Origin of the sequence: Rhizobium brockwellii (assembly GCF_000769405.2) — a bacterium.
GTDB lineage: Bacteria > Pseudomonadota > Alphaproteobacteria > Rhizobiales > Rhizobiaceae > Rhizobium > Rhizobium brockwellii.
In genome coordinates this window covers 313,637-334,823 of record NZ_CP053439.1, presented here as the reverse complement: position 1 = coordinate 334,823, position 21,187 = coordinate 313,637, and the positions used below count along the sequence as shown (strand labels likewise).

At 60.2% G+C, this 21,187-nt stretch carries 24 protein-coding genes; 7 read left to right on the top strand and 17 right to left on the bottom strand.

The window, feature by feature from the left end; genetic code table 11:
* Positions 1-58 precede the first annotated feature (58 nt).
* From RLCC275e_RS01695 to RLCC275e_RS01685, 3 genes are all read right to left on the bottom strand, one after another.
* Positions 59-970 (bottom strand): flagellin N-terminal helical domain-containing protein, encoded by a 912-nt coding sequence (locus RLCC275e_RS01695; RefSeq protein ID WP_003556549.1) that lies wholly within the window; start codon positions 968-970, stop codon positions 59-61.
* Between the two features lie 247 nt (positions 971-1,217).
* Positions 1,218-2,126, bottom strand: a complete 909-nt coding sequence (locus RLCC275e_RS01690) for a flagellin N-terminal helical domain-containing protein (protein ID WP_003556547.1) — start codon at positions 2,124-2,126, stop codon at positions 1,218-1,220.
* Positions 2,127-2,408: 282 nt separating this feature from the next.
* Entirely contained in the window at positions 2,409-3,314 is a 906-nt protein-coding gene (locus RLCC275e_RS01685; RefSeq protein ID WP_003556544.1) for a flagellin N-terminal helical domain-containing protein, read from the bottom strand.
* Positions 3,315-3,761: 447 nt separating this feature from the next.
* On the opposite strand from RLCC275e_RS01685, the gene RLCC275e_RS01680 reads away from it, so the two are divergent.
* Positions 3,762-5,678 (top strand): O-linked N-acetylglucosamine transferase, SPINDLY family protein, encoded by a 1,917-nt coding sequence (locus tag RLCC275e_RS01680; protein ID WP_033181589.1) that lies wholly within the window; start codon positions 3,762-3,764, stop codon positions 5,676-5,678.
* A 144-nt stretch (positions 5,679-5,822) separates the two neighbouring features.
* Here RLCC275e_RS01680 and fliP read toward each other — a convergent pair whose 3' ends face one another.
* The 13 genes from fliP to flgF form a co-directional block, all read right to left on the bottom strand.
* Positions 5,823-6,560: a flagellar type III secretion system pore protein FliP gene (fliP, locus tag RLCC275e_RS01675; RefSeq protein WP_003556541.1), complete on the bottom strand. Its 738-nt coding sequence runs from the start codon at positions 6,558-6,560 to the stop codon at positions 5,823-5,825.
* Complete coding sequence (locus tag RLCC275e_RS01670) at positions 6,557-7,063, bottom strand: flagellar basal body-associated FliL family protein (protein WP_033181588.1); 507 nt, start codon at positions 7,061-7,063, stop codon at positions 6,557-6,559. Before RLCC275e_RS01670 ends, fliP begins: the two co-directional genes overlap by 4 nt.
* A 12-nt stretch (positions 7,064-7,075) precedes the next feature.
* Complete coding sequence (gene flgH, locus RLCC275e_RS01665; protein WP_017958993.1) at positions 7,076-7,792, bottom strand: flagellar basal body L-ring protein FlgH; 717 nt, start codon at positions 7,790-7,792, stop codon at positions 7,076-7,078.
* The gene (locus RLCC275e_RS01660) at positions 7,789-8,331 is read right to left on the bottom strand and encodes a MotE family protein (RefSeq protein WP_003556534.1); all 543 of its coding nucleotides are present in this window, start codon (positions 8,329-8,331) and stop codon (positions 7,789-7,791) included. The genes flgH and RLCC275e_RS01660 overlap by 4 nt, the downstream gene beginning before the upstream one ends.
* On the bottom strand, positions 8,328-9,449 hold the full coding sequence (locus RLCC275e_RS01655) for a flagellar basal body P-ring protein FlgI (protein ID WP_003556532.1): 1,122 nt from the start codon (positions 9,447-9,449) through the stop codon (positions 8,328-8,330). The genes RLCC275e_RS01660 and RLCC275e_RS01655 overlap by 4 nt, the downstream gene beginning before the upstream one ends.
* Positions 9,446-9,928 carry a flagellar basal body P-ring formation chaperone FlgA gene (gene flgA / locus RLCC275e_RS01650; protein WP_033181586.1) on the bottom strand — a complete coding sequence of 161 codons (483 nt, stop codon included), beginning with the start codon at positions 9,926-9,928 and terminating at the stop codon, positions 9,446-9,448. The genes RLCC275e_RS01655 and flgA overlap by 4 nt, the downstream gene beginning before the upstream one ends.
* A gap of 16 nt (positions 9,929-9,944) precedes the next feature.
* Positions 9,945-10,733 carry a flagellar basal-body rod protein FlgG gene (gene flgG, locus RLCC275e_RS01645; RefSeq protein ID WP_003556527.1) on the bottom strand — a complete coding sequence of 263 codons (789 nt, stop codon included), beginning with the start codon at positions 10,731-10,733 and terminating at the stop codon, positions 9,945-9,947.
* 19 nt (positions 10,734-10,752) lie between these two features.
* Positions 10,753-11,094 (bottom strand): flagellar hook-basal body complex protein FliE, encoded by a 342-nt coding sequence (gene fliE, locus RLCC275e_RS01640; RefSeq protein ID WP_033181585.1) that lies wholly within the window; start codon positions 11,092-11,094, stop codon positions 10,753-10,755.
* Positions 11,095-11,096: 2 nt separating this feature from the next.
* Positions 11,097-11,513 (bottom strand): flagellar basal body rod protein FlgC, encoded by a 417-nt coding sequence (gene flgC, locus RLCC275e_RS01635; protein WP_003556520.1) that lies wholly within the window; start codon positions 11,511-11,513, stop codon positions 11,097-11,099.
* A 4-nt stretch (positions 11,514-11,517) separates the two neighbouring features.
* Positions 11,518-11,910, bottom strand: a complete 393-nt coding sequence (flgB, locus tag RLCC275e_RS01630; RefSeq protein ID WP_003556518.1) for a flagellar basal body rod protein FlgB — start codon at positions 11,908-11,910, stop codon at positions 11,518-11,520.
* Between the two features lie 166 nt (positions 11,911-12,076).
* Complete coding sequence (locus tag RLCC275e_RS01625) at positions 12,077-12,619, bottom strand: hypothetical protein (RefSeq protein ID WP_003556516.1); 543 nt, start codon at positions 12,617-12,619, stop codon at positions 12,077-12,079.
* Positions 12,620-12,621: 2 nt separating this feature from the next.
* On the bottom strand, positions 12,622-14,022 hold the full coding sequence (fliI, locus tag RLCC275e_RS01620; RefSeq protein ID WP_033181584.1) for a flagellar protein export ATPase FliI: 1,401 nt from the start codon (positions 14,020-14,022) through the stop codon (positions 12,622-12,624).
* Between the two features lie 21 nt (positions 14,023-14,043).
* A complete protein-coding gene (flgF, locus tag RLCC275e_RS01615) occupies positions 14,044-14,778 on the bottom strand; it encodes a flagellar basal-body rod protein FlgF (protein ID WP_033181583.1) in 735 nt (244 codons plus the stop codon).
* Between the two features lie 254 nt (positions 14,779-15,032).
* Here flgF and motA point away from each other — a divergent pair, with 254 nt between their 5' ends.
* The 6 genes from motA (at position 15,033) to RLCC275e_RS01585 (ending at position 20,340) form a co-directional block, all read left to right on the top strand.
* Positions 15,033-15,905: a flagellar motor stator protein MotA gene (motA, locus tag RLCC275e_RS01610; RefSeq protein ID WP_003556508.1), complete on the top strand. Its 873-nt coding sequence runs from the start codon at positions 15,033-15,035 to the stop codon at positions 15,903-15,905.
* Positions 15,906-16,856: a FliM/FliN family flagellar motor switch protein gene (locus RLCC275e_RS01605; RefSeq protein WP_033181582.1), complete on the top strand. Its 951-nt coding sequence runs from the start codon at positions 15,906-15,908 to the stop codon at positions 16,854-16,856.
* 65 nt (positions 16,857-16,921) lie between these two features.
* Complete coding sequence (fliN, locus tag RLCC275e_RS01600; protein WP_033181581.1) at positions 16,922-17,509, top strand: flagellar motor switch protein FliN; 588 nt, start codon at positions 16,922-16,924, stop codon at positions 17,507-17,509.
* 28 nt (positions 17,510-17,537) lie between these two features.
* Positions 17,538-18,578, top strand: coding sequence for a flagellar motor switch protein FliG (gene fliG / locus RLCC275e_RS01595; protein WP_003545520.1), 1,041 nt, complete (start codon positions 17,538-17,540; stop codon positions 18,576-18,578).
* A gap of 233 nt (positions 18,579-18,811) precedes the next feature.
* The gene (gene flhB / locus RLCC275e_RS01590) at positions 18,812-19,891 is read left to right on the top strand and encodes a flagellar biosynthesis protein FlhB (RefSeq protein WP_003556499.1); all 1,080 of its coding nucleotides are present in this window, start codon (positions 18,812-18,814) and stop codon (positions 19,889-19,891) included.
* Between the two features lie 5 nt (positions 19,892-19,896).
* A complete protein-coding gene (locus tag RLCC275e_RS01585) occupies positions 19,897-20,340 on the top strand; it encodes a BspJ family T4SS effector nucleomodulin (RefSeq protein ID WP_003556497.1) in 444 nt (147 codons plus the stop codon).
* A 93-nt stretch (positions 20,341-20,433) separates the two neighbouring features.
* Here RLCC275e_RS01585 and visR read toward each other — a convergent pair whose 3' ends face one another.
* Entirely contained in the window at positions 20,434-21,180 is a 747-nt protein-coding gene (gene visR, locus RLCC275e_RS01580; protein ID WP_012756051.1) for a transcriptional regulator VisR, read from the bottom strand.
* Between the last annotated feature and the right edge of the window lie 7 nt (positions 21,181-21,187).

Here is a 21,187-nt window from a genome sequence, read left to right as displayed (position 1 = left end):
GGCTTTTCGATTGCTGCCGGACGATGGCGCAAGATTCGGTCCAGCTTCAGCGCCTGATTTAGCTGCGGAACAGCGTGAGGATGTTCTGAGCGCTGGAGTTGGCGATCGATAGCGACTGGATGGCCAGCTGCTGCTGCGTTTGCAGCGCCGTCAGCTTGCTCGATTCCTCTTCCATGTCGGCATCGACGAGGCGGCCGACGCCCGAGTCGATCGAGTCACTGAGCGCGCTGACGAAGTTTTCCTGCAGATCGATGCGAGTGGAAATCGAGCCGAGCTGCGATGCAGCCTTGGTCATCGCCTCGAGGCCGGCCTCGATTGACGTCAGGGCCATGGCGATCTCGGGTGAGCCGAACGTGCTGATATCCATCGAGTAGATCGAGCCGATTGTACCGGATGATGTGCCGAGAATGCCGGAGCTCGTCTCGATCGTGCCAGTCGAGGTCATGCCGAAGAGGACGTTGCCCGACGAGCTCGAGTTCAGAATGTAGTCCGTTGTCTTGACCGAGACATTGCCGTTGCCATCGCGCACGAAGGTGGAAACGACGCTCTTGGTGCCGTCAGCGCCGGCAACCCAGTTTTCACCGGAGAAGGAAGCCGATTGCGCGATGCTCAGGAGCTGCTGCTGCAGCTGGCCGATTTCTTCCTGAATCTTGGTCTTGTCGACGCCCTTTTCGGTCGCGGCGACGATCTTAGCCTTGATTTCGCTGATGATGTCGATGGCGCTGTCCATGGCAGAGTAAGCGGTGTCGACCTTGGCGGCGCCGAGGCCGAGAGCGTCGGAAACGGCGGAAAGTGCCTTGTTGTCCGAACGCATGGTCGTTGCGATCGACCAATAGGCGGCGTTATCGGCCGCCTTTTCGACGCGGTAACCCGACGATACGTGGTTCTGCGTCGTCTCAAGGCTGTCGTTGATGCCGCGGAGTGTCTGAAGAGCGGCCATCGCCGCGACGTTCGTCAAAATGCTGGTCATAAAATGATTGCCCCTTGTTGGCAGATGGAAAAAAGGGACATTCCGGAAAGCTACCGGGAACGGGGACCAGCCTCATGCCTGTTAACCGCTTCTTAATTTTGGTTAACCCGCCGTCTCGTTGATCGCAGAAGACAGCATTATGGTTAATCAACGGTTAACGGAAATTAAAAAAGCCGCGCTCCATAGAAGCGCGGCTCGATTCCTGGATGCCCGCCGGAGACCGGCGGGCCGATGTTTCGGCGGGTTATTAGCCGCGGAACAGCGTGAGGATGGTCTGCGAAGAGGAGTTCGCGATCGACAGCGACTGGACCGCCAGCTGCTGCTGGGTCTGCAGGGCGCTGAGCTTGGAAGATTCCTCTTCCATGTTGGCATCGACGAGACGGCCGACACCGGAGTCGATCGAGTCGCTGAGGGCGGACACGAAGTTTTCCTGCAGCTCGATGCGCTTGGAGATCGAGCCGAGCTGAGCGCCTGCGCTGGTCATGGCCTTCAGAGCCGATTCAACGTTGGTCAGAGCCGACTGGATCTGGCCGAGGGTGAAGTTGGTGATGTCCATTGCGTAGACAGAACCGGTCGCACCATTCGAAGTACCGAGGATACCCGAGGAGGTTTCGACCGAACCGCCGCTCATGCCGAAGAGAACGTTGCCCGTGGAGCTGTCGTCGAGAACATAGTCGGTCATGACGACCGAAACGGCGTTGGAGCCATCGCGGACGAACGAGGAAACAACGTTCTTGGTGCCGTCAGCGCCGGCAACCCAGTTTTCACCGGAGAAGGAAGCCGACTGCGCGATGCTCATCAGCTGCTGCTGCAGCTGACCGATTTCTTCCTGGACCTTGGCCTTGTCGACGCCGTTTTCAGTCGCGGCAACCAGCTTGGCCTTGATGTCGCCGACGACATCGATGGCGCTGTCCATGGCGGAGTAAGCGGTGTCGACCTTTGCTGCGCCGAGGCCGAGAGCGTCGGAAACAGCCGAGAGAGCCTTGTTGTCCGAGCGCATGGTCGTTGCGATCGACCAGTAAGCAGCGTTGTCGGAAGCCTTGCCGACGCGATAGCCGGACGAAACGTGAGCCTGGGTTTCCTGGAGACCCTGGTTAATGCCACGGAGAGTCTGGAGGGCTGCCATTGCAGCGTTATTGGTGTTGATGCTCGTCATAGTTTGCTTGCCCCTTGTTGGCAGATCTTAAGAAGGGACATTCCGGATTTTCGGCCGGCCCACAGCGATCAGCATCATGCCTGTTAACCATCTCTGTTAGGGTTAACTCGCCGTTTCGATGGGCCTAGAAAACAGCAAGATGGTTAAAGAAAGCTAAATCAGGATCGGGAATTACTCAAAAATATCTGAGGCTTAGAAGGTTTTCCATTAACCTTATATTAAAACATTTCGCGGCCGGGGATGACCCGGCCGCGAAACTTGGAAACCTTGTGCCGACCGGTCTTAGCGGAAGAGCGACAGGATGTTCTGCGAAGAGGAGTTCGCGATCGACAGCGACTGGATCGCCAGCTGCTGCTGGGTCTGCAGGGCGCTGAGCTTGGAAGATTCTTCTTCCATGTTGGCGTCAACGAGACGGCCGACACCGGAGTCGATCGAGTCGCTGAGAGCGGACACGAAGTCGTCCTGGGCGTCGATGCGGCTGGAGAGCGAACCGAGAGCAGCGCCGGCGCTGGTCATGGCCTTCAGGGCCGCTTCAACGTTGGTCAGAGCCGACGCGATCTGGCCGGAGGTGAAGTTGGTGATGTCCATTGCGTAGACAGAACCGGTCGCACCATTCGAAGTACCGAGGATACCCGTGGAGGTTTCGACCGAGCCACCGCTCATGCCGAACAGAACGTTGCCCGCAGAGCCGCTGTTGAGAACGTAGTCGGTCGTCTTGATCGAAACGGCGTTGGAGCCGTCGCGGACGAACGAGGAGACGACGCTCTTGGTGCCGCTAGCGCCGGCAACCCAGTTTTCGCCGTTGAAGGAAGCCGACTGAGAGATGCTCAGGAGCTGCTGCTGCAGCTGACCGATTTCTTCCTGGACCTTGGCCTTGTCGACGCCGTTTTCAGTCGCGGCAACCAGCTTGGCCTTGATGTCGCCGACGACGTCGATGGCGCTGTCCATTGCGGTGTAAGCGGTATCAACCTTGGCAGCGCCTACGCCGAGAGCGTCGGAAACAGCCGAGAGAGCCTTGTTGTCAGAACGCATGGTCGTTGCGATCGACCAGTAAGCAGCGTTGTCGGAAGCCTTTTCAACGCGATAGCCCGACGAAACGTGGTTCTGCGTCTGGTTGAGGCCCTGGTTGACGCTACGCAGCGTCTGGAGAGCGGCCTGTGCGGAAGTATTGGTGTTAATGCTTGTCATAAGTCTGTCCCCTGGAAAACTAGATACAAAAAGGAGGACATACCGGACTATAGTACCGGCGATGACGGACCAGCTTCATGCTACTCGGCGCCTTTTTTTGTTTGGCCCAAACCCGTCATGTCCAGGGCAATTTCGCAGCCAATGCTTGCCAACTCCTTAAAAATACAGGCCCCAGGCCGGCTCCTCGCGGGGCATAGTTAATGCTTGCTGAATATATTCCTTGGCATCCTAATTCTCTTGAAAACCAAGCGTTTTCCCTAGGCAAAAGTCAGCATTTTCCCGCAAAAACAGAGGCTCACCAAGCGCACCGGTTTCAAGCAAGCTTCGAATGCCAATGTGGCAGGCGCCGGGATAGCACCATCGGACCGATCCGCCCGTTTTTGCGGAGGACGGCCTGTCCGTGCCTCGGCGATCGACGCCAGAACATTTCCTTCACGGAGTTGGGTTTTGAACAGCAAAGTTTCGTTCTCTGCGGCATCCAAGGATTACCAGATGGGCCGCTACACACAGTCCTTGGCAACGCTCAACCAGCTCATGGATATTCAGCAGGACGCCAAGACCTATGCGCTGCTGGCCAAGAACCTCGTGCAGCTCGGGTTCAAGGCCGATGCCGCGAAAGCCTATGGCCTGGCCGGCAACTGTGAAGGACCGAATTCCTACGAATACCAGAAGCAGGCGGCCAAGCTGCACTACGAGACCGGCAGCGAGGACGATGCTCTGCTGATCGCCATGCGAAACCTCAGCAAGGCGCAGGAAGATCCGGAACTCGCCTTCATCATCACCGCGATCTATCTGAAGCGCCAGCAGCGGGATATCATCCGTCCATTCAAGACGGTGCTGTCGCAGAGTGCCAACCCCGATCATATGCGCCTAGCGGCCCTGCTACTGAGCGACGATCTGAACGACGCAACCAACCAGACCCTCTCGCGCAACCTCTTCAAGCGGTTTCCAGGCAATCTTGCATTCCGCTTCCTGCATCTGGTTTTCGCCCGCGAATTCAATGAGTTCGAAGAGGCCGGCAAACATCAGGCGGTGATCGATGCCTCACTCGCAAAGGGCGATATCGAGATCCTGCGCAAGGATAACCCGTTCTATCATCTGCACTGGTGCGGCAACGAGGATTTCAACCGATATGCGACGATAGGCACCACCCCCCTCAACCCGGAACGGGTGGCCCTCCGCCGCAACCAGCCGAACAGTTGGTCGGACAAGATCCGGATCGGCTACATGTCATCGGACTTCTGGGATCGCCACGCGACGATGAAGCTCTTGCAGCGCATCCTTGAACTGCACGACAAGGACCGGTTCGAGGTGACGCTCTTCTGCCATACGGGGCCGGAATACCTCAAGCACAACTCGATCGACCGCAGCCGCTGGGGCCGGATCGTCACGGTTCACGGCTTCTCCGATCAAGCGGTGCTGGAAGTGGTGCGCGAGCATAATATCGACATCATGGTCGACCTGAAGGGCCATACTTCGGGCAGCCGCGCGTCAGCCTTCAACTTGCCGCTGGCACCGGTGCATGTCGGCTGGCTCGGTTTTCCCGGCAGCACGGTCAATATCGATCTCGACTACGTCATCGGCGACCATTCGGTATTGCCCGAGGTGGCCAAGCCCTTCTACCATGAGAAATTCTGCCGGCTGCCGGAGAGCTATCAGCCGAACGACCCGATGCATCGTCCGAAGCCGCGTCCTGTCACCCGCCAGCAACTCGGCCTGCCTGATGACGCCTTCATCTTTGCGTCCTTCAACGGCAACCGCAAGATCACGCCGGAGACGATCGGCAGCTGGTGCCGCATTCTCAAGCGCGCGCCGAACAGCGTGCTCTGGCTGATGGCGAATACGCCACGCAACCAGGCAAACCTCTTGAAGCAATTCCAGGCGGCGGGCATCTCCGCCAAGCGGATCATCTTCTGCCCGCGCGCGCCGTACGAAGAGCACATCGACCGCCAGCAGGCGGCCGACATCGGCATCGATACCTTCCCCGTCAACGGCCATACGACCACCTCGGAGCAGCTCTGGGGCGGCCTGCCGGTTCTGACCGTCAAGGGTACCAACTTCGCGTCGCGCGTCAGCGAGAGCCTGCTCAGGGCCATCGACCTGCCCGATCTCGTCGCAGACGACCTGCAGGCCTATGAGGACATGGCCGTCGAACTGGCTGAAAATCCCGAACGGATCGCTGAGTACAAGGCGCATCTCAAGGAGAAGCGTTATATCGCGCCGCTCTTCGATGCCGAACGGTTCTGCGACCATCTGGAGCAGGCCTATGAAATCATGGCCGAGCGCGCCAAGCAGGGTCTTGCCCCCGATCACATGGACATTCCAGCGCTACCGCCGCGCACGGCACCGTTCGCGGCCGAGTAAGGCATTTCGACAACTACAGCCGCCGCGCGTCTTTCAGACGCGTAACGGATGTTGTAGCACCTTGAATTGCTGCATAATGAAAGAACCCGCCGGAGCGATCCGGCGGGTTCTTTCATTGGCGAATATCCAAGCGGCGGCAGCCGATCAGCTGAACGAGCGCACCAGGCTGCCGACGAGCAGGTTCCAGCCGTCGATCAGCACGAAGAAGAGAATCTTGAAAGGCAGCGAGATCGAGGTCGGCGGCAGCATCATCATGCCCATCGCCATGGTGATGGTCGCGACGATGAGGTCGATGACGAGGAACGGCAGCACGACGAGGAAACCGATCTCGAAGCCGCGGCGAATCTCGGAAATCATGAAGGCCGGAATCAGCACACGGTAGTCGATCGGATCAGTCGTCTGGATATTCTGTCCGCGTTCGCGCGCCAGATCGACAAAGAGCGCCAGATCCTTGTCGCGGGTATTGGCCGCCATGAAGGTGCGGAAGGGTTCGGCGATACGCTGGACCGCCTCGGTCTCGTTGATCTGATTGGCAAGCAGCGGCTGCACGCCGTTCTGCCAGGCCTGATCGAAGGTCGGCGACATGACGTAGAAGGTCATGAACAGCGACAGCGACAAAAGGATCATGTTGGAGGGCGTCGAGGAGAGGCCCATCCCTGAGCGCAGGATCGAGAAGGCGATGATGAAGCGCGGGAAGCTCGTCACCATGATCAGAATGCCCGGCGCGACCGAAAGAATGGTCAGCAGGCCGAATGTGCGGATGATCCAGGCGGCGACCGAGCCATCGACCGGCACATTCAACAAGTCAGTCGGCAGCTGCTGTGCCACCGCCAGTTCCGGTACCGCCATCATGGCGGCAAGGAAAACTATGAGACGAATCATTCGATGACAAATGTCCTGAACATGACCTTCGATACCCGCCCTTGCGAGCGAAGGTCAACACGTTCCTGTATGTCATCCTTGAGATATTGAAAGCCGCGCGGCCCCTCGATCTGCTGAAGGGAAACGGTTCTGATATAGGCGAGGATATCCTGATGAATATCCTCTGAAACCTTGACATCCGGCGGCCCGTTGAACAGCAGCGCGACTTCGAGTCGCACCCAGTTTTCTGAAGGGTAGGCGAGGTTCGAGGTGATCGGCTCGAGCTGGACGACGTTGTTGGCCTCGGTCGAAATGCGCGCCAGGCCTTCCTCGGCCTTTTTCTTGGCCTCGGCATCCTTGGCCTGCTCGACCTCCTTGGCACCCTTGATGTTGGGCGCGACGATCGTGCCGACCGCCCAACCGCCGCCGGCGCCGAGCAGGGTCAGGACGGCGATGCCGATGATCGTCATCAGCGAGCCGGATTTCTTCTGCGAGTGACCTGCGCTTGCGTCTGGCTCTGCCATCGTCGTTCAGCCTCAAAGCGGCGAGAAAAGATCGACGGCCTGCTGGCCGCGCGGAGGCTGCTGCACTTCCATCAGACGGCCGCGGCCGCCGTAGGAGATGCGGGCTTCGGCGATCTTGTCGTAGGAGATCTGGTTTTCGGCATTGACGTCCTGCGGACGAACGATACCGGCAACGTTCAGGATGCGCAGTTCCTGGTTCAGGCGGACTTCCTGCGAGCCTGATATGACAAGGTTGCCGTTTTCGAGAATGCCGGTGACGACGGCGGCGACCAGAAGGGTCAGCTTGTCGGTGCGCTCGATCTTGCCCTTACCGTCGGTGCTGGTATCGGAACCATAAGTCAGGTCGGTCTTGGACTCGGGTGTCCAGCCGAAGATCTGGGCGTTGACATCCCAGTTCATGCCGCTCGAATTCGTGCGGCTGCGGTTGGTCTCGTTGTCGAAGGAGGCCTTGTCGTTGATCTGGATGTCGACGGTCAGGATGTCGCCGACGTTGAGTGCGCGTGCATCCTTGAAGAGAGCGGCCTGCGAATCGCTCCACAGCGAATAGCCCTGCGCCACCGCGCGCGGCTGCTTCGGATAGAGCGCCATCTGCGGCGTCTGGCCGTAGGCAAGGCCGCTGCCGATCGGGCTCATGGCAGGCGCACGGCCGATCTCGCTGACCGCCGTCGGAGACTGGCAACCTGCAAGGAGTGCGAGGGCGGCGATCGCGGCCGGGAAACGCATATTCATGAAGGGTCCTTCGACGTATTGGGATCGGACGCGCTGGCGATGACGCTGGCGATGACCGCAGCCTTCTGAGGGTCCATCTCGTTGAGGATGAGGCTCGACTGACGCGGGCCGAGCCGCATGATCACGGCGGAGGCCACCTCGATCTTCATGTCCTGCAGCTGGAGTGCGGCCGCATCGGGCTTCATCTTCCTGTAGATTTCGGTGAGGCCGGCTTCCGCCTGCTTCAGGAAATCATCGCGCCGCTTCAGCCAGTCCTGGTATTCGGCCTTGCGCTTGTCCATCTCCGCCATGCGGGCGTCGATATCGGCGCGAAGCTTTTCCAGTTCCTGCTTCTGCAAGAGGTAACGCTGGTCGCGGGCGGGCTCGGCGATGTTGGTGCAGAACTGCTTGATCTCGTCCTGGGAGGTGATGTCGCCAGCCGGCGCATGTTCCTGCGCGAAGGCGCTGGGGATCGACAGAAGGACGAGACCTGCGGCCGGCAGCGCGAGCCGGCGCAGCAGTTGCAAAACCGTCATGTCAGGGTTGAAGATATCAATCATTGCAGCACAAGCTCCGCCTGCAGGGCGCCCGCCGACTTGATGCCCTGGAGAATGGCGATGATGCCATCCGGTTTCACGCCGATATTGTTGAGGCCGGCGACGAGCGTCCGGAGGTCGGGGCCGTCGATGATCGCGACGCGCCCACCGGTCTGTTCGGCCGCAATATCGGTCTGCGGCTGGACGGCGGTCCGGCCTTGCGAGAAGGGTTCGGGCTGGATGATCTGCGGCGTCTCGGTGACCTGGACCGTCAAGGTGCCGTAGCTGACGGCGACCGGCGAGACGCGGACGTCGGAGCCGATGACGATCGTTCCGGTGCGTTCGTTGATGACCACCTTGGCCGGCGTATCGGTCTCGACGATGAGATTTTCAATATCGGCCATCAGCCGAGTGAGATCGGCTGTGCGCGGCTTCTGGATCACGACTTCCTGCGAATCCTTGGCTTCGGCAACCGGGCCGCCGAAGCGCGCCGAGGCATAACCGTTGACGATGTCGGCGATGCGGATCGCCGTCGAGAAGTCGGGGTTGCGCAGTTGCAGGACGAGATTAACGGAATCCTTGAAGCGGGACGGCAGTTCACGTTCGATGATCGCGCCGCCGGGCACGCGGCCGGCGGTGGTGACGCCTTCGGTTACGGTCGCCGCCTGGCCCTGCGCCTGAAAACCGGAAACGATGGCGGCACCCTGCGCGACGGCATAGATCTGGCCGTCGGCGCCGGAAAGCGAGGTCATGACGAGCGTGCCGCCGCGCAGCGACGTCGCATCGCCGAGCGAGCTCACCGTCACGTCGATGCGGCTGCCGGGGCTTGCGAAGGGTGGCAGGTTGGCGGTGACCATCACGGCCGCCGTGTTCTTGGCGTTGGACTGGCCGCCCTGCGTCGAGATGCCGAGATTCTGCAGCATCGCGCGCATCGACTGCTCGGTGAAGGGCGAGGACCGGAAGCCGTCACCGGTCCCCTGGAGGCCGACGATGAGGCCATAACCGATCAACTGGTTATCGCGGCCGGCCTGAAGGGAGGCGATGTCCTTGATGCGGGAGGTCAGCGCCCAGGCGGGTGCGACATCAGCCAAACTCATGGCGAGAACCGCGACAAGAGTAACGAAACGAAAGAACAATTTCATTTTGCCCTCACATGGACCGTGCCGTCCGCAAGCACCGTGCCGCTGACGATGACGCCGGAATCCATATTGCGCGCGCGGACGACCTGCCCGGTCGCGCCGTCTTCGAGCGGCGTGCCGGCGGCGGAGATCGTCATCGCCCCGAGCGAGAAGACCAGGCGGATCGAGGAGCCACGGGTCACCGTATAGGCGTCGCGCAGGGCCGAAACCGAGATTGTGCGGCCCGGCAACAGCGTGCGCTTGGAAACCATGCCTTCGACCTGCGAAAGGGATTTGGCATAATCGCCGGCGAGGTTGGGGTTGGTGACCTCGACCTCCTGAAGCTGGCTGGCCGACAGTGTGTCGCCGGGGTAGATGATCGTCGTCGGAACGACGGCATAACCCATGCCGGCATCCACGTCCGCGGGCAAGAAAATGCCCGCGACTGCGACCGTGGCTGCCGCCACCCATCCTGAGATGTGTCCTGCCCGGCAAAACATCATGTTTCGGCCCTTCCCTTTACTTCAGGTTCTTGCTGACGATGGAGGCCATTTCATCAGCGGTGGTGATCACCTTGGAATTCATTTCGTATGCGCGCTGGGCCGAGATCAGCTCGGTGATTTCTTTCACCGGGTCGACGTTCGAAGATTCCAGGTAACCCTGCTTCATGTAAGCGAAACCTTCCTCGTCGGGATTGCCGATGACGGCTTCGCCGGAGGCCGGCGTTTCCTGGAAGAGATTGTCGCCGAGCGGCTGGAGACCCGCCTCGTTGACGAAGTCGGCAAGCGTCAATTGACCGAGCACGGTCGCATCCGCCGCACCCGGCAGCTTGGCCGAAACCTGGCCGGAGCGGCTGATCGTCAGCTCGGTCGAGCCGGTCGGAATGGTGATGCCGGGAAGGACCTCGTAACCGTCGATGGTGACGAGCTGGCCCTGGTCGTTCTTGTTGAAGGCGCCGGCGCGGGAATAGAGCGTCGTACCGTCGGTCGACTGGATCTGGAAGAAGCCCTTGCCGATCAGCGCCACGTCGAGATCGTTGCCTGTCTGGGTCAGTTCGCCCTGGAGATGCAGGTTGCGCACCGCCGAGGTCTGGACGCCGAGGCCGATATTGGCGCCTTCCGGAACGACGGCCTGGTTGGCGCGGTTGGCGACACCCTTGGCACGTTCGGTCTGGTAGAGAAGATCCGAGAATTCGGCGCGGGCGCGCTTGAAACCGGTCGTATTGATGTTCGCGATGTTGTTCGCGATGACTTCCAGATTGGTCTGCTGGGCATCCATGCCCGTTGCTGCGATGGCGAGCGCTCTCATGTGTTCGTCCTCAAATCAGTTACATCTGCATCTTGGTGACTTCGAGAAAGGCCGAGACGACCTTGTCGCGGATGGCAATCGCGGTCTGCAGCGTCTGCTCGGCCTGGAGCATGGAATCGACGACTTCGCGCGTCGTCGCCGTGCCCTTGATACCGGCAAAGGACATGCTTTCCGCACCCTTCAGGCTGCTGACCGCGTCGCTCGCCATGTTACCCATGACGGAGGCGAAGCTCATGCCGTTGGCCGCACCTGCGGCGCCCGACATGGTGGCGGCAGACGACGAGGTGGAATTTTCGGTGTCGACGGCGCCGAGCGCACGGGTCATCGAAAGGTTGCTGACGTTCTGGACGCTGCTGATCATTATTATTGGCTCTTCAGGAGGTCGATCGTGGAGGAGATGAGATCGCGGGTCTGTTTGATGGTCTGCAGATTGGCGTCATACGAGCGGTTGGCTTCGCGCATGTCGGCCATCTCGACCAGGATATTGACGTTCGGCAGTTTGACGACGCCCTTCGGGTCCGCAGCCGGATTGCTGGGGTCGAATTCAGTGCTGAAGTCGCCTTCGTCGACGCCGACCTTTTTGACGCCGACAGTCTCGACACCGTTGGTGCGATCCATCTGCTGGCCGAAGGTGATCGTCTTGCGGCGATAGGGATCGGCACCGGGCGTGTCGCCGGTCGAGCGGGCATTGGCGATATTTTCCGAGACGATGCGCAGGCGCGTCGACTGTGCCTCGAGCCCGGAACCGGCGATTTTCATTGCTGCTGAAAGCGGATCCATGACTTTACTTCCTGACGGTCATCAACATCATGCGGTTGAAGGAACTGACCAGCGAGGTGTTCAGATCGTACTGACGCTTGATATCGCCCGACTTGGAGAGCTCCTCGGCCAAACCGACCGTATTGCCGGATTCCTGGACGCCGATTTCCTGGTCGAGTGCGGCTTCCTTGACATCGATATCGCCGCTGTCGCTGAAATCGTTGCCGCTCAGATGCGCCGGATTGGTGCGCGCCATGTTGATATTGGAATTGTCGAGCACCGCATCAAAGGGCGTAACGTCCTTGGCGTGGAACTTCGGGGTATTGGCATTCGCGATGTTGCCGGCAACAACCTGCTGACGAATCGTCAGCCATTCCGCCTGTCGCGAAGCCAAGTCGAAAAGTTGGATTGGTTGCATGAAACTCTCCGTTTTTACTGTCCCGAACCTAGTGCGGTAATCTTGCGTGGGACTTACGGGAATTCAGGCTCCGAGACGCTTTTGTGCGAACGCCGCCGCTATCGAAAGAACAGGGGCTCCGGCCGGTTCGCGGCGGAGCCCCTGTTGCCTGGATTTGCGGACAGGTTCAATTGTTCTGGTAGGTCTCGCCCTTGGAGGTCACAATCACCCATTTGCCGTCGCGCTGCTCGAGTGTCGCAAGGCGGCTTTCATCGGGCAGGATCGAGCCGATGCGCACCACATACATGCCGGAGGGATCCTCGATCAGCGCCCGGCCGTTGGAAACATGCAGCAGGCGGAAGGATGATTTGCCGGGGAACGGCTGATCCTCCTGTATAGCGCGGCCATCGCGCTCCTTGCCGAGATCGGAGACCGTCGCCGTCGTCAGCGGATCGATCGGCGGGGCCTTCTTGTCCGCTTCGTTCTTGTTGACCATGGCAAGCGGCGATACGCTGAAGACGTTGCGGGCCGGCCAGTCCGGCAGTTCGCGAGAGTTGCTGCTGCTGGCGACATTGATGCCGAACTTGTCTGCGTTGAAGAAGACGTACCAGGGAAAGAAGGCGGAGGCGCCGGCAAGCGCCAGGCCGGCGAAGGTCAGAAACCGATCCAGGATGGCGGCTTTCTTGCGCTGCTTCAGGGAAGCGATGCGTTCGTCGTCGAAATCAGCCACGTCTAGCCTCTCCTCTGAATAGGGGCGCCCTGATTGCCCATGCCGGCTGCAGCCTTGAGCGCACCGGCGAGATCGGCGAAAGCGTCAAGCGAGTCGCGATCGCCCGGAGACTGCTTCAGGACGTCGTAAATGATCGGCACCTGCTTGATCGCCATGTCGAGATCGGGATCAGCACCCTGACGGTAACCGCCGATCATGCGTAGATCGCGCGTTTCTTCGAAACGGTGGATCAGCACCTTCAACCGCGATACCAGCTTTTCCTGATCCGGCGTCCAGGCCTTGCGGGCAAGACGTGAGATCGAGGCGAGCGGATCGATCGGGGGATAGCGCCCTTCTTCGGCGAGACTGCGTTGCAGGACGATATGTCCGTCGAGGATGCCGCGGGTCGAATCGGCGATCGGGTCATTGTGATTGTCGCCGTCGACGAGGATCGAGATGATCGCCGTGATGGTGCCGGCGCCCTCGGGACCGGGACCGGCACGTTCCAGGAGGCGCGGCAGCTCGGTGAAGACGGAGGCGGGATAACCGCGCGCGATCGGCGGCTCGCCGGAGGCGGTCGCCACCTCGCGGATCGCATGTGCGAAACGCGTGACGCTGTCGACGATGAAGAGGACGTTCTCGCCCTTGTCGCGGAAATGCTCGGCGATGGTAACCGCCGTCAACGGCGCCATCTTGCGCAGCATCGGGCTCTCGTCGCTGGTGGCGACGACGGCGATCGCCTTCTTCATATTGCTGCCGAGCGTATCCTCGATGAATTCGCGCACCTCGCGGCCGCGTTCGCCGACGAGCGCAATGACAACCTTGTCGAAGGCATCGGCACGGGCGAGCATGGATAGAAGCGTCGACTTGCCAACGCCGGAGCCGGCGAAGATGCCGAGGCGCTGGCCGAGGCAGAGCGGCGAAAAGATGTCGATCGCGCGTACGCCGGTCTTGAAGCCGGTATCGACACGCTTGCGGGTCATCGAGGGCGGCGCGGTATTGGAGATCGAGCGGCGATCGAGCCCCTCGGCGATCGGGCCCAGCCCGTCGATCGGCTCGCAGAGCGAGTTGACGGTGCGCCCACACCAGCTGTCCGTCGGTGCAATGCGGAAGGCGCCCTTGCGGATGACGGTATCGTGGATGCCGATCGGCTCGCCGGGTTCGATCGGGCAGACATAGATCAGTTCCGGCTCGACGCGCACGACTTCGCCGAGATGGATGCCGGTCGCCGATTTATGGGCCACGAACTCGCCGAGACGAACGTGGCGGGAGAGACCGTGAACCGTGTAGTGGCCGGCGGCGATGGTCTGCACGCGACCGCCATGGGCAACCGCGAACTCCGGCGATGCGTATCGCTCGACGAGGCCCGCCAGATGCGCCAGCTTCGGGGAAAGGTCGTCCTCAGACAGTAGCGTGGTGCTCATGCTTTAACTTTCAACTTTCGCCTAGCGGCTGCCCCCAAGTGTCTGGACGGCTTCCTTGAAGGAATCCTCGCTGTCGCGCATCAGCGACGAGACGCTTTCGAAGGCGCGGTTGACTTCAATCAGCTGGGTGATCTCGCGCATGGCGTTGACGTTGGAGTTTTCGAGATAACCCTGCTCGACACCGACATTGAAGCGGTCGACGACGGCGCGCGGCTGGTCGGTGGTCATGATGCCGCTGTTTTCGTAGCGCAGGTAACCCTTGCTGATATCAGCCTCGAACAAGCCGAGCGAAGCGACCTGGCGTTTGTCCTGATAGATGATGCCGTCGGTGCCCACGGCCGGCTCGCCGCCCTTCGTGTTAAGCTGAATCGGCGCGCCGCCGGCGTCGAGCACGGGATATCCCCTGATCGAGACGAGCTCGCCGGTATCCTTGATCGTGAAGCGACCGTCCCGCGTCAGGACGCGGCCGGCCGGCGTATCGAGCGAAAACCAGGCATCACCCTTGATGGCGAAATCGAGCATGTTGCCGGTGTGCTGCAACTCGCCGTTTCCCTCGTTCAGATAGTCGTTGCCCTGGGAAACGAACGCAACCTTGGTGTTCAGCTTGTTCTTGGTATTCGCCACCATCTCGTCGAACTTCACCTCGGTGGCGCGAAAACCGGTCGTGTTCACGTTCGCCATGTTGTCTGCGATGGTGTTCAGACGCTTTTCGAGGGCCATCTGCGACGACAGAGAAACATAAAGACCGGATTGCATGTCGGTAAGCTCCAAGCATTGGCGATGAACGGAACGAAAAGCCGGGGGTCGTCTGATGTGGTTCGGCCGGGATTTCGCTGAGGCGGCATCTCAGAAACGGGCGCGGGCACCCATTCGTCTCCTTTAGACTGACCGCAGATGCTTGCGCGAAGCTGGCACGCGGAAATGCCTTGCGATCGGGCCTTTCATCAGCCTCACGCAAGGCAGAAATCCTATCCGTCTCAAAGAAAAGCAACGTTCAGATTGGGCTGACGATGAACATCATTATCGGATTTATAGTGACTTGCGGCTGTATCGTCGGCAGCTTCATGGCGATGGGCGGCGAAGTGGACGCGCTGTTCCAGCCCTTCGAATTCCTCATCATCGGCGGCGCCGGCCTCGGCAGCTTCATCATGGCGAACCCGATGAAGGTGGTGAAGGACTCCGGCAAGGCGCTCAGCGAAGCCTTCCGGCACGCCGTACCGAAAGAACGCAATTATCTCGATACGCTCGGCGTGCTCTATTCGCTGATGCGCGACCTGCGCACCAAGTCGCGAAACGAAATCGAAGCCCATATCGACAATCCGGCCGAATCAACGATCTTCCAGTCGGCGCCGACGGTTCTGAAGAACAAGGAACTGACGGCGTTCATCTGCGATTACGTGCGCCTGATCATCATCGGCAACGCCCGCAGCCACGAGATCGAGGCGCTGATGGACGAAGAGCTCAACACCATCATGCACGACAAGATGAAGCCCTATCACTCGATCCAGATCATGAGCGATTCCTTCCCGGCGATCGGCATCGTTGCAGCCGTTCTCGGCGTCATCAAGGCGATGGCCCACATCAACGATTCGCCCGAAGTGCTCGGTCACCTGATCGGCTCGGCGCTCGTCGGCACCTTCCTCGGCATTCTCTTGTCCTACTGCGTCTGCTCGCCGCTGGTCTCCCAGATCAAGGTCGTGCGCAACAAGCAGCACCGCCTCTACGTCATCGTCAAGCAGACGCTGCTTGCCTATATGAACGGCTCGGTGCCGCAGGTCGCTCTCGAATACGGCCGCAAGACGATCTCGGCTTACGAGCGTCCTTCCATCGACGCGGTCGAGCAGGAAATGATGAACCCTGGTGGCGAAAACAAGGCGGCTTAAATGACTATGAGCAATGCTTCGCATGACAAACCGGTAATGGATCCTGCCCTTCTCGCCAAGCTGACAGGCGGGCTCGGCGACAGAGGCCGGGTCGCCAAGATCTGCAGTTCTTTCGGGGAAATCTACAGCGAATTCTTTCCCGACGTCATCAAAAGCGAGACCGGCCTCGACGTGACGGTCAACTATCTCGGCTGCGAGATCGGTTACAAGAACCACCTGATCGAAGACCTGAGCGCGAACGTCACGCTGGTCGATGCGACGTTGCGCAACTGGTCGCAGAACATCACGCTTGCCTGCGGCAACGGCTTCGTCATCACGCTGATGGAGCACCTGCTCGGCGCCACCGCCGATACGATCGAGGAACCGGCCGACCGGCTGCTTTCGATCATCGAGCTCGATCTGGCGGTCATGGTCTTCGACAAGATCGCCAAGGTGCTGCGCTCGGCCGTTAACGCGCCGGGCGGTTTCGAACCGAGTCTTTCGGCCCCGCACGCCCATGACATGCGCGCCCGGCCGCAGGAGGATCGTCCGGATGAATTCGCGGCCGCCATCAACATGTCGATCACGCTTGCCGGCATCGTTTCGGAATTTTCGTTGATCGTTCCGCAGACGGCACTTCTCAAGACCAAGGTGACGCCGCCGAAGCCGAAACGCCAGGCCAGCAGCAACTCCGCGGAATGGACCGAGCAGCTCGGCGACCAGGTCCGCCGCTCGCATGTCACGCTCGAGGCGAAGATCAGGCTGCAGGACCTGACGCTGCGCACGATATCGAAGCTGATGGTCGGCGACGTTATTCCGTTCCGCGACCACGGCGACGTGCGTGTCGAGGTCAGCGCCAACAGCAAGGAATTGTATGTGTGCGAGTTCGGGCGTTCAGGCGAAAACTACATGGTCCGCGTCAAGGATACGATGAACTCGGATGACGAACTCATCCGTCATTTAATGAATTAATCGGTTCTCTGGCTTTTGGGCTGCAAAGGCAGTTTGAGGCAAGTTTCAACTGGAATAGTGATTTCATGGCTACGAAGAAAACACAGCAGAACAGCGACCTCTCCCTGGATCTTCCGGGCAGCGAAGCGGATCTCGACCAGGCGATCGACGATCTGCGCGGCGTGCTGAAGCAGGATGCCGATGGCGACCTGTCGCAGTTTGGCGACGACCTGCAGGGCGAGCCCTTCGCAGCAGGAACAGACCTGGCAGCCTTTGGTGGCGAGACTTCGGAACCCCCCTTTGGCAGCGACGATTTCGGCGGCGATTTCGGCGGCGGCGATGCCAGCCCGGCTGCCGGCATGGATTTCGGCAGCAGCTCCTCCTTCGAGGCGTCGCCGGCCCCGCTCGGCAGCGCTTTGAATTCCAACTTCGATCTGATCATGGACATCCCGATCGACGTCCAGATCATGCTTGGCACCAGCCGCATGCAGGTCTCCGGCCTGATGAACCTCAATGAAGGGGCGACGATCGCCCTCGACAAGAAGATCGGCGAACCGGTCGAGATCATGGTGAATGGCCGCAGGATTGCCCGCGGCGAAATTACGGTGCTTGATAACGACGACACGCGATTCGGTGTGAAACTGATAGAAGTTTTGAGTACGAAAAAAGCCTGATCCCTGTGTGGGACGGAGAGGTTAGACCATGATGGACTTTGACGATTTCGGCGGCGCGCTAGCCGGGAAACCGTTGACCCAGGCTGAAAAGGCGGCGGCTGTTCTTCTCGCTATGGGAAAGGGAGTCGCCGGCCGGCTGTTGAAATATTTCACCCAGGCCGAGCTGCAGACCATTATCTCATCCGCCCAGTCGCTGCGCGCCATTCCGCCGGACGAGCTGCTGTTGCTCGTCTCCGAGTTCGAAGACCTCTTCACCGAGGGCGCCGGGCTGATGGACAACGCCAAGGCGATCGAGGCCATTCTGGAAGAAGGCCTGACGCCCGACGAAGTCGACAGCCTGCTCGGGCGCCGCACCGCATTCCAGGCCTACGAAACCTCAATCTGGGATCGCCTCAGCGAGGCTGAGCCGACATTCGTCGCGCAGTTCCTGCTGCGCGAACATCCGCAGACCGTCGCCTATATTCTTTCGATGATGCCCTCCTCCTTCGGCGCCAAGGTGCTGTTGCAGCTTCCCGACAACCGCCGCGCCGACATCATGAACAGAACGGTCAACATGAAGGCAGTCAGCCCGAAAGCTGCGCAGATCATTGAAAACCAGGTCATGACGCTGCTTGCCGAGGTCGAGGCAGAGCGCAATGCAGCCGGCTCGACGAAGGTCGCCGATCTCATGAACGAACTCGACAAGCCGCAGGTCGACACGCTGCTCAGCTCGCTCGAATCGATCAGCCGCGAATCGGTCAACAAGGTTCGCCCGAAGATCTTCCTGTTCGAGGACCTCATGTACATGCCGCAGCGCAGCCGCGTCATGCTGCTCAACGACATCTCGACGGATGTGCTCACCGTTGCGCTGCGCGGGTCGCCACCCGAGATCCGCGAATCGGTTCTCTCCGCCATCAGCCCACGTCAGCGCCGCATGATCGAATCGGATCTGCAGAGCGGCATGGGCGGCGTCAATCCGCGCGAGATCGCGATTGCCCGCCGCGCCGTGGCACAGGAAGCGATTCGCCTGGCCAATTCCGGCCAGATCGAGCTCAAGGAAAAGGAAGGCGACGCTTCGGCGGCCGCCTAAAACGTCGAGACTGTTGACAAATCCGGCATGCCGAAAGGCGGCTGTTGATCGCCATGCCATAGGCGACTACCCTTCCAGCAATGGACCGCGCACTAAAGCGCGTCGCATAGAACTCGGTTTCTGCGACGCGCTTTAGGTCTTTGTTTTGATGCATGTCGTCATCCCAAAACCGCTGCACACTTTTGGGCGACATGCACTAGCTGCGGCCTATTTCTTTGACGGAGGGCCGCGACTTGGCAGACGATGACAAGGACAGCAAAACAGAAGCCCCAACCGCGAAAAAGCAAAGCGATGCCGCGGAAAAGGGCAACGTGCCGTCTTCGCGCGAACTTTCGATCTTTGCGACCATCCTTGGGACCTACATTTATCTCGTATTCTTCCTTCCCGACAGCGTCGGACGCATGAGTGAAACGCTGCGAGACATCTTCGAACAGCCCGACCAGTGGAAGATCGAGACGGGGCCGGATGTCCTGGCCCTGTTCGTCCGGATCGGCTGGGCAAGTGCGGCGCTGGTGGCGCCCGCCTTCATCCTGTTCATGGTGTTCGGCATCGCCTCCTCCGTCTTCCAGAATCTGCCGACACTGGTGCTTGAACGCATCCGCCCGCAGGCCTCGCGTATCTCGCCGATCAAAGGCTGGTCACGGCTCTTCAGCGTGCCCGGCCTGGTCGAATTCGGAAAATCGCTGTTCAAAGTCGTCGTCGTCGGGGTGATCCTGTTCTTCGTGCTCAGGAGCGAATATTTCGGCTCGATCGACGCAATGTTCTCCGATCCGCAGACGATTCTGGTGCGACTGATGGCGGCGATGCGCAAGATCATCATCGTCATGCTGATCGCCACCGCGATCGTGGCAATCGCCGACCTTTTCTGGACGCGCCATCACTGGTTCACCGAGCTGAAGATGACGCGGCACGAGGTGAAAGAAGAAAACAAGCAGGCGCAGGGCGACCCCTTCGTCAAGAGCCGGCAGCGCTCGCTGATGCGCGACCGCGCGCGCCGGCGCATGATCGCCAACGTGGACCGCGCGACGCTGGTGATCGCCAACCCGACGCACTATGCGGTGGCGCTGCGTTACGCGCGTGAGGAGAACGATGCGCCGGTGGTGCTGGCCAAGGGTCAGGACCTGATTGCGCTCAAAATCAGGGAGATCGCCGAGAAGAACGGCATACCGGTGTTCGAAGATCCGCCCCTTGCGCGCTCCATGTTTGCGCAAGTCTCGATCGATAGTGTCATCCCGTCAGTCTTCTATAAGGCGGTAGCGGAGCTCATCCACCGGGTCTACGCTGCGGACGCCAAGAACAAACGGGTAAGATAAGCCGAATGAAAAAATGCCCTCACTCTACCCAGCGTGAAAAGATCCTCGCAGACGCGATCAGCCCGGTCGCTACTGAACTGCGCCTTCTGGATGCTTCTGACCTTATTTCACTGCTGCGCTTCGAGTATTACGGCAACCTTTCCGATCTCGTCGCTTCGGCGGCGGAGCTTTTCTTTCATCCGGGCACGGTGAATTTCGGCCTGGGCGGCAACTATACTCTGGAGTGGGGTGGCAAGCCCGAAGTCGTTCTCGATCTGGAAATCAAGCCACGCGGCGTCACCGTCTACGCGCAGCTCACCCTTGCCGAAGATCACGCCGGCATCGAGATCAATCATATCGCATTCCAGGACCCTTCGGCGGATCCTGACGAGAACACCATATTCCTCAGAAGAAGCCTTCGGGAATCGCGTTACAGCGTCAACCAGCCGCCTCAGGCACTGGCCGGCTGACTTTCTTCAAGACAGTCGAGCTTTCACATTCGCCTTGGACAGCAACTCAAAGCGTTACAGCGTTGCTTGCGCGTCTGAAAAGGACTGCGCGGGTCAGCTGATATAACCGAGCCGGATCGCCTTGGCGATCGCTTGGATGCGATTGACGGAATCGAGCTTGATGGTCGCCGAGCCGAGATAGGCGTTCACGGTGTGCACGGAGAGGCCGAGCTTGTCGGCAATCTCTTCGCTGATGCGGCCGTCGCCGGCCAGCTGAAGACAGGCGATCTCGCGTTCGCTGAGCGCCTCGGCAGCAGCCGTGCGGCGCTCGTCGAGCGAGAGCAGATCCATCATGATATGGCAGCAGCGACCGTGCAGTTCGACGATGGTATCGCTCGAGGGATCGATCTCATCGCCGGTGAAAAGGATGAAGCCGTTGCCGACGGCGCCAAGCCGCACCGGAAAGGCAAGTCCGGAGAAAGGCAGAATACCGTCCTGCAGCCGCGTCATGAACGGCGAGAAGTCCGCCGGTCCGGGTGCCGCACGATCGTAACCGCCGGCCCATGAGAGCGGCAGCAGCGACTTGTCGATATGGTCGAGAAGAATATCGCCGTAGGCATCCGTGAAGGCCTTGCCGAAACCGGCATTGGAAGACCCCCAGTTCTCGAGTTCGCAGACAAGCCGCTGCTTTGCCGGAATGCCCGAGCCGCTGACGCGGAAGATCGCGAAGCCTTGCGCATCGGCGAGCTTCTGCATCGCGATCAGCCGCGGAAAAAGATCGGACCGGCTGGAAATCCTGTTCACACGTACCATGCGCAGCTGCTCGGCGCTGCTCATCGTCCTGCCTGATGGATACCCCATAGATCCC